The organism is Mycolicibacterium canariasense (assembly GCF_002101555.1).
Classification (GTDB): Bacteria; Actinomycetota; Actinomycetes; order Mycobacteriales; family Mycobacteriaceae; genus Mycobacterium; species Mycobacterium canariasense.
In genome coordinates this window covers 36,907-49,500 of sequence record NZ_LQOL01000097.1, presented here as the reverse complement: position 1 = coordinate 49,500, position 12,594 = coordinate 36,907, and the positions used below count along the sequence as shown (strand labels likewise).

Below are 12,594 nucleotides of genomic sequence, written 5' to 3'. Positions count from 1 at the left end.
GCCCCGCCCCGCCCGTCCGGGCGGGCCGCGACCAATTCGTCGACGGCGGCCAGCGCCTGCAACCGCTGGCCGCGGCACACCACCTCCACCGTGTCGGCGGCGTGGTCGCGCAGCCGGGCGGCGCTCTCGTAGCGGTGCGCGGCGGCCAGCGCCTCGATCTGGTCCAGCACGGTGCGCAACGCCGAACTGTCCGTGCCGGCGATGAGCGCGGCGGCGGCCTGCGGGGCCGCGGCGTACCCGGCGGCGTCGGCCCCGGGTGGCGCCGGGCACGGCGCCAGTTCGTGGTGATCGCACGCGTGCCGCGCGGTGCGTGACAGCCGGGCCGTGCAGGTGCGTACGCCCGTTCCGCGGGCCAGGATCTGCGCGGCGGCGACGGCGTCGGCCCGCGCGCCGAACGGGCCCAGCGCCCGCGCGCTGCGCGGGGCCCGCACCACCGAGAACCGCGGGAACGCCTCCTCGGTTAGCACGATCCACCAATGCCGGCGCGGGAACCGGGAGCGCCGGTTGTACGGCGGGGCGTGCGCGGCCAGCAGGCGCAGCTCGCGCACCCCGGCCTCCAGCTCGTGCGCGCACTCGACGTGGTCGACCCGGGTGGCCAGGGCCACCATCTCTTTCATCCGGGTGCGGGGATCGGCGCCGGTGAAGTACTGGCTGACCCGGCGGTGCAGATCCACCGCGGTGCCGACGTAGAGCACCTCGTCGCCGGGCCCGCGGAACAGGTACACCCCGGGCCGGCCGGGGATGCCGGCGGCGAGGTGCCGCTTGCGGCGCTGCGGTGCGGTCTTGTCGGGCAGGTAGGACCGCAGCTCCGGGTAGGTGCGCACGCCCTGGTTGCCGACCCGTTCGATGAGGCCGTGCAGCACATCCACGGTGGCGCGCGCATCGTCGAGCGCGCGGTGGGTGGGCGTGGTGGCGGCACCGAACAGCTGCGCCAGCGCGGCAAGCCGGACGCTGGGCGCCTCGTCGCGGGTGAGCACCCGGCGGGCCAGCCGCACCGTGCACAACACCGGTGGCCGTGGCCAGGTCAGCCCGAGCCGCTCGGCGGCGGCGCGCAGGAACCCGATGTCGAACCCGGCGTTGTGGGCGACCAGCACCGCGCCGCGGGCGAACTCCAGGAAGGCCGGCAGCACGCTGTCGATCCGCGGCGCGTCGTGCACCATCGCCGAGGTGATGCCGGTGAGCGCGACGATCTGCGGCGGGATGGCCCGGCCCGGGTCGACCAGGGTGGCGAGCTCGCCGAGCACGACGCCGCCGCGCACCTTGACCGCGCCGATCTCGGTGATGGCGTCATGGCCGTCCCCGGCGGCCCGGCCACCGGTGGTCTCCAGGTCGACGACGACGAAGGTGGTGTCGGCCAGCGCGATGTCGGCGAGCGGCTCGACATCGGCAAAGCTCAGCTGCGACACGTCGGTGACGGTAACCCGCGTCACCGACAGCGCCGGGATCTGTCGGTGGCCCTCGTTACGGTGCGGGCACTGACAGATGAGAGAGGACCTGACGTGAAACCTGGACAACGACCGGCCGATGATTCTCGGCAACCGGAGGTGGACACCGGCACGGTGGTGATCGATTGCGATGACTGCGCGGTGCGCGGACCGGGATGCCAGGACTGCGTGGTCAGCGTGCTCCTCGGGGTACCGGAGACTTTGCTGGACGATGAGCGCCGGGCCCTGGAGGTGTTGGCCGACGCCGGAATGGCCCCGCGGCTGCGGTTGGTCCCGATCCGGCGTGCGGAGAACCGAGGTGGTACAACAGGTGTGGCGTGATGACACGCACACTCCCGCGGAGGCAAAAATTAAACCGGATCGGCTGTTAAATTTGCGTCTCCTGTTGGACAAGCCCGATGCCGTTTCGTAACCTATCTGAGACCTAATTGAGTTCGAGCCGGCTCGTATGCAGTTTAAGGACGCGAAACCTTGAGGCCTGATCGCACAGACCGACCGAAGCGTGGCGTCAAGCGACCCCTGGCCGGTGCGATAGCGAGCATGGTGCTCCTCGGGAGCGCGCTGGCCGGCAGTGTGCACGCCGACCCCGCCGATGACGCACTGGCAAAGCTCAACGAGCTGTCGCGGCAAGCCGAAGTCACCACCGAAGCCATGCATGCCGCCGAGTTGGATCTGGACAACAAGCTGGCAGCGCAGCGTGCCGCCGAGGCCAAGCACGCCGCCGACCTCGCCGACGCCGACGCCGCCAAGGCGCAGCTGGCAACGTTCCAGAGCTCGGTCAACAAGGTCGCCGCCGCGCAATACATGGGCGGTCGCACCGACGGTCTCGACGCCATGCTCACCGCCCCCTCGCCGCAGGGGCTGATCGATCAGCTCGCCGTGCAACGGGTGATGGCCACCGAGATGTCGGCGCAGATGCAGAACTTCCGGACCACCAGCCTGCGCGCCGCTCAGGCCGAGACGGCCTCGGCCCAGTCGGCCGCCGACGCCAAGACGGCCGCCGAGCAGGCCGCCGCGGTGCGCGCCGATCTGCAGTCCAAGCAAAGCAAGCTGCAGGTGCAGATCGCCGTCGTCAAGTCGCAGTACCAGGTGCTGACCCCGGCCCAGCGCGAGGCGCTGGCGGCCATCCCACCGGCGCCCGCCGCGCCCGCGCCGGCCGACGTGCCGCCGCCGGCGGCGTTGCCCGGGCAGGATCCGGCCGTGCTGGCCGCGCCGCCGGAGGCCATTCCGCCCGGTGACATCGCGCCGCCGCCCGACGGCGCCGTCCCGGCACCCGGCGGGACCAGTGAAGGCATGGCCGCCGTGCAGGCCGCACTCACCCGGATCGGCTCGCCCTACTCGTGGGGCGCCGAAGGACCCGGCGCCTTCGACTGCTCCGGTCTGGTCAAGTGGGCGTTCCAGCAGGCCGGGATCTCCCTGCCGCACTCCAGCTACGCACAGGCCGCCGGCGGCCAGCCGGTGTCGACCGATCAGATGCAGCCCGGCGACGTCATCTCGTACTACTCCGACGCCTCGCACGTCGGCATCTACATCGGTGACGGCATGATGGTGCACGCGTCCACCTTCGGTGTGCCGGTGCGGATCGCGCCCGTCAACAACGCGCCCATCTACAACGTCCGCCGTTACTGATCTCGCGCGGGTCGCGCTGACCCTGATCGCGACGGCACTGCTGGCCGGCTGCCAGCAACCCGGTGTCGCGCCGACACCCGCGGCGTCGTCGACGTCCGCCCCGGCCGAATCGGCGCAGACACGCTCGCTGTCCCTGCCGGACGGCCGCACCGCACACCTGCGCGGCCTCGGCGGGGCGCGCACCCAACCGCTGCTGGACCGGATCGCCGCCGAGCTCGGCGAGGCCACGGCCGCCGTCACCGCGTTCTGGGGACCGGACTGGCCCCGGGATATCGTCGTGGTCGCCACCGAGACCGACGAGCAGTTCCGCGTGCTGGGTTTCGACGGTCCCGATATCGCGGCCGCCACCACCGCCGACGGCATCGTGTTCGCGCCGGGGGCGGCCGCCATGAGCCCGGGTTCACTACGAATCGTGGTGCGCCACGAACTGTTTCACTACGCGGCGCGGGCGCAGACCGCCGCCGATGCGCCGCGCTGGCTGGCCGAGGGGGTGGCCGACTTCGTGGGCAGACCGCCGGCACCGCTGCCCGGTCCCGCCGCCGCGGCGGCGCTGGCGCGGCTGCCCACCGACGCCGACCTGGACAGTGTGGGGGAGCAGCGCTCGGCCGCCTACGACCGGGCCTGGTGGTTCAGCCGCTACATCGCCGCCCGCTACGGGCCCGCGACGCTCAAACGACTGTATGTGCGCGCCAGCGAGCCCGGACACCCCGATGTGGCGGACGCGGTCCGGGACACCCTGGGCGCCGACCTGGACCAGGTACTGGCCGGCTGGCGGGACTGGATGGGCGGATAACCTTGGCGCGATGACCCGGGTGCTGCTGGTAACCAACGACTTTCCGCCGCGCCGCGGCGGTATCCAGTCCTACCTGGAGGCCTTCGTCGGTCAGCTGCTGGCAACCGGTGGCCATGAGCTGACCGTCTACGCGCCGAAATGGAAGGAGTGCGCGGCCTACGACGAGAATGCCGCGGCCGCCGGCTACCGGGTGGTGCGCCATCCGACCACCCTGATGCTGCCCGAGCCCGGCGTGGCCACCCGGATGCGTGCGCTGATCGCCGAACACGGCGCCGAAACCGTCTGGTTCGGCGCGGCGGCCCCGCTGGCACTGCTGGCCCCGCTGGCCAGGGCCGCGGGCGCATCGCGGGTGATGGCCAGCACGCACGGCCACGAGGTGGGCTGGTCGATGCTGCCGCTGGCCCGAAACGCCTTGCGGCGCATCGGCAACGAGACCGACATCGTCACCTACGTCAGCAGCTACACCCGCGGCCGGTTCGCCTCGGCGTTCGGGCCGCGGGCCCGCCTGGAACGGCTGTCGCCCGGGGTCGACGTGGACCGATTCACCCCCGACCCGGCCGCGCGCGCCGCGCTGCGAACCCGGCACGGGCTGGGGGAGCGGCCGGTGGTGGTGTGCCTGTCGCGGCTGGTACCGCGTAAGGGCCAGGACATGTTGATCCGCGCGCTGCCCGCCATCCGCGACGCGGTGCCGGGCACCGCCCTCGTGGTGGTCGGCGGCGGACCCTACCGCGACACGTTGCACAAGCTGGCCCACCAGGCCGGGGTGGCCGAGCACGTGGTGTTCACCGGCGGCGTGCCGGGTGACGAGCTGCCCGCCTACCACGCGATGGGCGACGTCTTCGCCATGCCGTGCCGCACCAGGGGCGCCGGCCTGGACGTCGAGGGGCTGGGCATCGTGTTCCTGGAGGCGTCGGCGTGCGGTGTGCCGGTGGTGGCCGGCCGCTCCGGCGGCGCGCCCGAAACCGTGCGTGACGGGGAGACCGGCGTCGTCGTCGACGGCACCGACGTCGACGCGATCGCTGCCGCGGTCAGCGGTGTGTTGGCCGACCCGGACGCGGCCGCGGCGATGGGCGCGGCCGGCCGGCAGTGGACCGTGCAGAACTGGCAGTGGAGCGCGCAGGGGGCGCGGCTGCACCGGCTGCTCGGCGGCGCCGAGCGGGACTAGGCGTACAGCGCGTCGATATCGGCGGCGAACTTCTGCGCCACCACCTTGCGCTTCACCTTCAGCGTCGGGGTCAGCTCACCGGTGTCCTCGGTGAAATCGACCGGCAGGATCCGGAACTTGCGGATCGCCTCGGCCTTCGACACCACCTGATTGGCGTCCTTGACCGCCAGTTCGACCTCGGCGAGCAGATCCGGGTCGGTGGCCAGGTCGGCCACCGTGGCGTTGGCGTCCTTGCTGTTGCGCTGCTTCCAGCCGGGGAAAGCCTCCGGGTCGATGGTGATCAGGGCGGCGATAAAGGGCTGCTGGTCGCCGACGCACATCGCCTGGCTGATCAGCGGATGCGCCCGCAGGCGGTCCTCCAGCACGGCCGGGGCGACGTTCTTGCCGCCGGCGGTGACGATGATCTCCTTTTTGCGCCCGATGATGGTCAGGAACCCGTCGTCGTCGATGGCGCCGAGATCGCCGGTGTGGAACCAGCCGTCGGTGAAGGCTTCCTTGGTCGCCTCCTCGTTGCGCCAGTAGCCACCGAACACCACGCCGCCCTTGACCAGCAATTCGTTGTCGTCACCGAGGCGCATGCTGTTGCCCGGCAACAACTTTCCGACCGAACCGACCTTGAGGGCGCCGACCTGGTTGGCGGTGATGGCCGCGCTGGTCTCGGTGAGGCCGTAGCCCTCGTAGATGGTCAGGCCGACGCCGCGGTAGAAGTGGCCGAGGCGGGCGCCCAGCGGGGCGCCGCCGGAAATCGCGGCGTGGCAGGCACCGCCGAGCGCGGCACGCAGCTTGCCGTAGACCAACCGGTCGAACACCGCGTGCTTGACCTTGAGCACCAGGCCCGGCCCGCCGGGGCCGTCGAGGGCCTTGCTGTATTCGATCGCGGTATCGGCGGCCAGCTCGAAGATCTTGCCCTTGCCGCCGTCGCGGGCGTTCTGCTCGGCGGTGTTGTACACCTTCTCGAACACCCGCGGCACCGACACCACCAGCGTCGGCTTGAACACCCCGAAGGTCGGGACCAGATTCTTGATGTCACTGGTGAAGCCGAGCGTCACCTTGTTGGTGAAGGCGGCGACGGTCAGCGCCCGGGCCAGCACGTGGGCCAGGGGCAGGAAGACCAGCAGCCGCTCACCCTTGACCAACAGATCGGGGAAGCTGGCCTTGGCGCCGTGGATCTCCGAGAGCAGGTTGGCGTGCGTCAGCTGGCAGCCCTTGGGCAGCCCGGTGGTGCCCGACGTGTAGATGAGGGTGGCCGGGTCCGCGGACCGGATACCCGCGCGCCGGGCATCCAGCTCGGCGGCGTCCACACCCTTGCCCGCCTCGGCCAGCGCCGCCAGCGCCGCCGGACCGGTTCCGTCGATGCGCAGCACCTTGCGCACGTGGGGCACCTGCTCGCGCAGCTGTTCCACCCGGTCGGCGTGCGCATCGGTTTCGGCGATCACCAGCACGGCCGACGAATCGGCCAGCACGTGCCGGATCTGCTCGGCCGAGCTGGTCTCGTAGATCGGCACGGTCACCGCGCCGGTCGACAGGATGGCGAAGTCGATGATGGGCCACTCGTAGCGGGTCGCCGAAAGGATGGCCACCCGATCGCCGGGCTGGACGCCCTCGGCGATCAAACCCAGAGCCGTGGAACGGATCTGCTCGGCGGCCTGGGCGCAGGTGACATCGGTCCAGCGGCCGTCGACCTGGCGCTGGAAGATGACGTGGCCGGGATCCTGGCGCTCGTGCGCGTATACGGCGTCGACGGCGGTGTCGGACTCACCGATCTGGAACGTTGCGGCAACGCTGTACTCACGCACGATTCTGGCCCCTCGTCAATGCTGGTGACGGATGTCTTGCGGCATCCGCCGGTCAGCCTAGTCGCCCGCCTCGGACCGGCGGTACCACGTGTGTGATGCTGACAGCCATGAACAGCGTGCAGATCTCGGACGAGACCTTCGTATGCGCGGATCCTGCCGAAGTCGGTCGCGCGGTGAGCGACCCGGCGAGCTGGCGGCGGTGGTGGCCGGATCTGCGCCTGGACGTCGTCGAGGACCGCGGCCCGGCCGGGGTGCGCTGGACCGTCGCCGGCGCGCTGACCGGAACCATGGAGGTGTGGCTGGAGGCCATGATGGACGGGGTCATCCTGCACTATTTCCTGCATGCCGAGCCGGCCGGCGCCAGCGCGCACGACCTGGCCCGGCTGAACCTGGCCAAGCTGAACCACACCCGACGGGTGGCGGGCAAGCGGATGGCCTTCGAGGTCAAGACCCGCCTGGAGCAGCGCCGGCCGGTCGGGGTGTCGCGGCTGTCCTGATAGCGAGCAGGGCGTTCGGCGGTGCGGGTACATTTCTGGGCGTGGCGGAGAAGACGGCGCAGACGATCTATATCGATGCCGATCCCTCGACGGTGATGGACGTGATCGCCGACATCGGCTCGTATCCGGAATGGGTGGCCGAGTACACCGAAGCCGAGGTGCTCGAAGCCGACGCCGCAGGCAATCCCAAGACGGCGCGGCTGGTGCTGGACGCGGCCGTGCTCAAGGACACCATGGTGTTTGCCTACCAGTGGCCGGCCGACCGTAAATCGGTGACCTGGACCCTGGTGTCGAGTTCGCTGCTGCGCAGTCTGGAGGGCGCATATCGATTGTCGCCCAAGGGTTCTGGAACGGACGTCACCTACGAACTGTCCGTCGACCTGCTCATCCCGATGATCGGCCTGCTCAAGCGCAAGGCAGAACGCCGACTCACCGACACCGCGCTCAAGGACCTCAAGAAGCGAGTCGAGGTGGGTGTGAGCTGAATGGCGAGCAAGTGTCCGCACCCGCCCGCATCAGCTTGTTCGTCGGTAAGGGCGGGGTAGGCAAGTCGACGTTGGCGACCGCCACCGCGGTGCGCGAGGCGCGCAGCGGTCAGCGGGTGCTGATCGTGTCGACCGACCAGGCGCATTCCACCGGGGATGTGCTCGGGGTGCCGGTCGCGCCGACCGGCACCAGGGCGCCGACCCGGGTGCTGGCCGATGTCGACACCGGCTTCCTGGACGCGCTGGCGCTGGACACACTGGCCGTGCTGGAGGACCGCTGGCGCGACGTGGCCGGGCCGCTGGCCGAGCGTTTCCCGGAGTCGGATCTGGGTGACGTTGCCCCGGAGGAACTTTCGGCCATGCCCGGCATTCAGGAGGTGCTCGGCCTGCACGAGGTGGGGGAGCTGGCCGACTCCGGCCACTGGGATCACGTGGTGGTCGACTGTGCATCCACCGCCGACGCGTTGCGCATGCTCACCCTGCCTGCGACGTTCGGGCTGTACCTGGAGCGGATCTGGCCCCGGCACCGTCGGCTGTCGCTGCGCGGCGGCGATGCCGCGTCGGCGGCGCTGGTCGCGCTGGTGGAACGGATCGCCGACGGTACCGAAGCGCTGTCGGCGCTGCTCGCCGACGCCGAGCGGGTCAGCGCCCACCTGGTGCTCACCCCGGAGCGGGTGGTGGCCGCCGAGGCGATCCGCACCATCGGCTCGCTGACGCTGATGGGGGTGCGGGTGGCCGAATTATTGGTCAACCAGGTGCTCGTCCAAGACGATTCGTACGAGTACACCAATCTGCCGGACCACCCGGCGTTCGACTGGTACACCGAGCGGATCGCCGAACAGCGCACCGTGCTCGACCAGCTGGACGCCGCGATCGGCGATGTGCAGCTGGTACTCGTGCCGCACCTGGCCGGCGAACCCATCGGGCCCAAGGCGCTGGCCGAACTGCTCGCCCAGTCCCGCCGCCGCGACGGGTCACCCCCGCCCGGCCCGCTCAAACCGGTGGTGGACCGCGAATCGGGAACGGGGCTCGAAGCCGTCTACCGGTTGCGGATACAGTTGCCGCAGGTGGACCCCGGCTCGTTGACACTGGGCCGGGTCGACGACGATTTGATCATCGGCTCCGGCGGGATGCGCCGCCGAGTCCGGTTGGCGTCGATACTGCGGCGCTGCATCGTGACGGACGCGCAGCTGCGGGGTACCGAACTCACGGTGCGATTCCGCCCCGATCGAAAGGTATGGCCGGAGTGACAGGGCAAGGCCCAGATCCCGACGCTGCCCGGCGGCATGCGGACGTGAGCCCCGAACTGCGGCAGTTGGCACAGGCCATCCTGGACCGGCTCGACCCCGCGGTGCGGTTGGTCGCCGCCCGGGCCGCAGCCGCCGGCGCCGGTGAGGGCCGGTGTCAGCAGGTCTGGTGCCCGGTGTGCGCGCTGGCCGCCCTGGTGGCCGGCGAACAGCATCCGCTGCTGTCGGTCATCGCCGAGCACAGCGTCGCGCTGCTGGCCATCGTGCGCGCGATGGTCGGCGACCCGGGGTCTGGGGGGCCGCCTACCCCGCCGGCTGATTCCACCCCGCCGCCACCCGCCGACGGTGAGCAGCCACCCAAGGCGCCCGGCCGCTACGAACCCATCCGGGTCGACGTCGAGGACTGATCGGCGCGCTGGGCTGATTTCCCGTCGCTACGCTCGCCCCGGGCTTGATTTCCCGTCGCTACGCTCGCCCCGGGCTTGATTTCCCGTCGCTACGCTCGCCCCGGTAAGGCGGCCATGTGGTCGTCGTAACAATGCGTGGGTAAAGTTGTCGCGGAACGCCCTCAGGGCGTGCGGCGCGGGAGGCAACGTGTTTTTCTGGTTCTACAAATACATCTTGATGGGCCCGCTGCTGCGTTTGCTCGGTCGGCCGAAAGTTCAAGGGCTGGAATACGTTCCGGACTCCGGCCCGGTCATCCTGGCCAGCAATCACCTGGCCGTCGCCGACAGCTTCTACCTGCCCCTGGTGGTGCGGCGCCGGATCACCTTCCTGGCCAAGGCCGAGTACTTCACCGGTACCGGGATCAAGGGCAAGCTCACCAAGTTCTTCTACTCGTCCACCGGCCAGGTGCCCATCGACCGCACCGACGCCGACTCGGCCCAGGCCGCCCTGCAGACCGCCCAGCGGATCCTCGCGCAAGGCAAGCTGCTCGGGATGTACCCGGAGGGCACCCGCTCGCCGGACGGCCGGCTCTACAAGGGCAAGACCGGTTTGGCCCGGATCGCACTGGAAAGCGGCATCCCGGTCATTCCCGTCGCGATGATCGGAACCAACGTCGTCAACCCGCCGGGCAGCAAGATGTGGCATTTCGGCCGGGTGGAGGTGCGCTTCGGCAAGCCGATGGACTTCAGTCGGTTCGAAGGGCTGGCGGGTAACCGGTTCATCGAACGCGCCGTGATCGACGAGGTGATGTACGAACTGATGCGGCTGTCCGGTCAGGAGTACGTCGACCTGTACGCCGCCGACGTCAAAGAGGGCAAGACCCCCACTCCGGTGGCCAAGGCGGGTTAGCGCCGGGTCAGCTCGCGGCCGCCGCGGGCGCGTCCACAACCTTGCCGGCCCTACGGCCGACTTCGCCGGCCGCCGGTGCCGTTGCGCCGGCCACGGCGATGACGGCCAGCGCCCACCACAGATAAGAACCGCCGGCCAGCTTGCGCCACAGCGAGGCCGCGGTCTCGTGGTGCTCGGGCAGCAGCGTGATCGGCGTCCACACCATCAGCGCCAGACCCGCCGCGCTGACCAGCAACAGCGAAAGCCGGCGCCGGCGGTAGCCGACCACGGCGGTGACGATCACCGTCGGCAACATCCACACCCAGTGGTGCGACCACGAGACCGGCGACACCGCCAGCCCGAACATGGCCACGCAGATCAGCGCGAGCACCGGCGCGCCACCGTCGGCCGCGTCGTCGCCGCGCTGCAGCAGCCGGTGCACCGCCCAGCCGGTCAACACCAGCACCAGGCAGCAGGCCACCGCCCAGGGCAGGAAGCGCTGCTCCTCACCCAGGCCCAGCCGGGCCAGGGTGCCGGAGATGTTCTGGTTGGTGTTCAGCGTTGCCGTGCCGATGCGGTTGGTGTCGCGCAGCGTCTCGGTCCAGTACTCGCACGAATCCCGCCACGCCAGCGCGAAGCCCACCAGGGTCGCGGTGACCGCCGATATCACCGTCACCACCACCGCGCGCACATCGCGGCGCAGCACGAAGTACACCAGGAACACCGCCGGGGTGAGCTTGACGGCGATCGCCAGACCGAGCAGCAGGCCGCGCGGCCACGGCGTCCGCCTCGGCACGCAATCGGCGATCACCAGCGTCATCAACACCACGTTGATCTGGCCGAACGCGAAGTTGGACCGGATCGGCTCCAGGAACACGACGGCGGGCGCGACCAGCGCCCCGGCCAGCCAGGCGCGCTGCTGCCAGCCGGCCGCGACCTGCAGCCGGGTCAGAACGATCGTCACCGACACGATCAGCAGCACCAGCGTGGTCACGGTGATCGCGGCGCTGGCGGCGGGCAGGGTGAGCCAGGCGAACGGGGCGAACGCGATCGCGGCCAGCGGCGGGTAGGTGAAGGGCAGGTCCAGGCCGGCCTGTGTCTGGAACTTGGTGCTGTCGGCGTACAGCGGGGTGCCGTCCAACCATGCCCGCCCACCCATCCGGTAGACGTCGATATCGATGCGGTACGGCGCGTGACCGAGCAACCGCCAGCCGGCCCAGGCCAGGCCAGCCAGGGTCAGCAGCTGGAACAACCGCCATGCCACGGTCGTCGGTAAACCCGCCTGAGTGCTCATTTCGCCGACCAGCCTATCCGGGGAGTCCGGCACGCCGGCCGGCGCAGGACGCCTGGTGACGTGTTCCGGTTGCTGGTCGGCGTATGTTCTCGACCGTGCATCTGCGCGTCCAGTTCGACTTCATCACCGGCGATCGCCTACCGCTGCTGTGCTGCCTGATCGCATTCATCCTCACGTTCTTCCTGACCCGCCTCATCGTCCGGTACATCCGCAGCCACCCCGCCGGCGACGCGCCGCGCAAGTGGTGGCAACCGCGCAATCTCTCCGTCGGCGGCGGCGTCCACCTGCACCACGCGGTCATCGGGGTGATCCTGGTGATGGTTTCCGGAGTGTCCATGGTGACCCTGGCGGTAAACGGTGGTGTGCCGGAATTCACGGTGGCCGCGGTGTTCTTCGGGATCGGCGCGGCACTGGTGCTCGACGAGTTCGCGTTGATCCTGCACCTGCAGGACGTGTACTGGGCCGAGGACGGCCGCACCTCGGTGGACGCGGTGTTCGTGGCGATCGCGGTGGCCGGACTGCTGGTGCTGGGGTTCAACCCGCTGTCCTTCTTCGACATCGGCATCTGGCGCGCCGACGACACCTGGCAGGCGCGGACCGTGGTGATCGCCGTCGCCGTGCTGACGCTGGCGCTGGCCGTGGTGGTGCTGCTCAAGGGCAAGGTGTGGACCGGTCTGGTCGGCATGTTCATCACGCCGCTGCTGTTCCTCGGCGCGATCCGGTTGTCCCGCCCGCACGCGCCGTGGGCGCGGTGGCGCTACACCACCCGGCCGCGCAAGATGCACAAGGCGCTGGAGCGCGAGCGCCGGCTGCGCCGGCCGGTGGTACAGGCCAAGCTGTGGGTGCAGCACGTGGTCGCCGGTGAACCGCACTTCCCGGACGACGCGTTGGTCAACGAGGAACTGGATCGCGAGATCCATGCCGCGCCGGCGCCCGCCGCGCCGGGGGCAAGCAAGGGGGGCCACTGA

Annotated in this window: 13 protein-coding genes; 10 read left to right on the top strand and 3 right to left on the bottom strand. The window is 70.5% G+C overall.

Annotated features, from left to right (window positions below; translation table 11 throughout):
• Nucleotides 1-1,406: DEDD exonuclease domain-containing protein (locus tag AWB94_RS31305; RefSeq protein ID WP_085122585.1), on the bottom strand; the 1,406-nt coding region annotated here is incomplete at its 3' end.
• A 93-nt stretch (nt 1,407-1,499) separates the two neighbouring features.
• Here AWB94_RS31305 and AWB94_RS31300 point away from each other — a divergent pair.
• The 4 genes from AWB94_RS31300 to AWB94_RS31285 all read left to right on the top strand — a co-directional run bounded on the left by AWB94_RS31300 (nt 1,500) and on the right by AWB94_RS31285 (nt 5,032).
• The gene (locus AWB94_RS31300; protein ID WP_062654636.1) at nt 1,500-1,766 is read left to right on the top strand and encodes a hypothetical protein; all 267 of its coding nucleotides are present in this window, start codon (nt 1,500-1,502) and stop codon (nt 1,764-1,766) included.
• A 150-nt stretch (nt 1,767-1,916) separates the two neighbouring features.
• A complete protein-coding gene (ripC, locus tag AWB94_RS31295) occupies nt 1,917-3,074 on the top strand; it encodes a peptidoglycan hydrolase RipC (RefSeq protein ID WP_062654637.1) in 1,158 nt (385 codons plus the stop codon).
• Nucleotides 3,013-3,867 carry a YajG family lipoprotein gene (locus tag AWB94_RS31290; protein WP_062654638.1) on the top strand — a complete coding sequence of 285 codons (855 nt, stop codon included), beginning with the start codon at nt 3,013-3,015 and terminating at the stop codon, nt 3,865-3,867. Before ripC ends, AWB94_RS31290 begins: the two co-directional genes overlap by 62 nt.
• Before the next feature lie 10 nt (nt 3,868-3,877).
• Entirely contained in the window at nt 3,878-5,032 is a 1,155-nt protein-coding gene (locus AWB94_RS31285; protein ID WP_062654639.1) for a glycosyltransferase family 4 protein, read from the top strand.
• Here AWB94_RS31285 and AWB94_RS31280 read toward each other — a convergent pair.
• Nucleotides 5,029-6,828 (bottom strand): AMP-dependent synthetase/ligase, encoded by a 1,800-nt coding sequence (locus tag AWB94_RS31280; protein WP_062654640.1) that lies wholly within the window; start codon nt 6,826-6,828, stop codon nt 5,029-5,031. The genes AWB94_RS31285 and AWB94_RS31280 overlap by 4 nt on opposite strands.
• A gap of 107 nt (nt 6,829-6,935) precedes the next feature.
• Between AWB94_RS31280 and AWB94_RS31275 the strand changes: the two genes are divergently transcribed.
• From AWB94_RS31275 to AWB94_RS31255, 5 genes are all read left to right on the top strand, one after another.
• Nucleotides 6,936-7,325 carry a polyketide cyclase / dehydrase and lipid transport gene (locus tag AWB94_RS31275; protein WP_062654708.1) on the top strand — a complete coding sequence of 130 codons (390 nt, stop codon included), beginning with the start codon at nt 6,936-6,938 and terminating at the stop codon, nt 7,323-7,325.
• 41 nt (nt 7,326-7,366) lie between these two features.
• On the top strand, nt 7,367-7,810 hold the full coding sequence (locus AWB94_RS31270) for an SRPBCC family protein (RefSeq protein ID WP_062654641.1): 444 nt from the start codon (nt 7,367-7,369) through the stop codon (nt 7,808-7,810).
• A gap of 11 nt (nt 7,811-7,821) precedes the next feature.
• Nucleotides 7,822-9,060, top strand: a complete 1,239-nt coding sequence (locus AWB94_RS31265) for an ArsA family ATPase (RefSeq protein WP_062654642.1) — start codon at nt 7,822-7,824, stop codon at nt 9,058-9,060.
• Nucleotides 9,048-9,464: a hypothetical protein gene (locus AWB94_RS31260; protein ID WP_062654643.1), complete on the top strand. Its 417-nt coding sequence runs from the start codon at nt 9,048-9,050 to the stop codon at nt 9,462-9,464. The genes AWB94_RS31265 and AWB94_RS31260 overlap by 13 nt, the downstream gene beginning before the upstream one ends.
• A gap of 217 nt (nt 9,465-9,681) precedes the next feature.
• Nucleotides 9,682-10,353 (top strand): lysophospholipid acyltransferase family protein, encoded by a 672-nt coding sequence (locus AWB94_RS31255; RefSeq protein ID WP_276054886.1) that lies wholly within the window; start codon nt 9,682-9,684, stop codon nt 10,351-10,353.
• 7 nt (nt 10,354-10,360) lie between these two features.
• Here AWB94_RS31255 and AWB94_RS31250 read toward each other — a convergent pair whose 3' ends face one another.
• Nucleotides 10,361-11,626, bottom strand: a complete 1,266-nt coding sequence (locus AWB94_RS31250; RefSeq protein WP_062654645.1) for a glycosyltransferase 87 family protein — start codon at nt 11,624-11,626, stop codon at nt 10,361-10,363.
• 95 nt (nt 11,627-11,721) lie between these two features.
• Here AWB94_RS31250 and AWB94_RS31245 point away from each other — a divergent pair, with 95 nt between their 5' ends.
• Nucleotides 11,722-12,594: a hypothetical protein gene (locus tag AWB94_RS31245; protein ID WP_409365949.1), complete on the top strand. Its 873-nt coding sequence runs from the start codon at nt 11,722-11,724 to the stop codon at nt 12,592-12,594.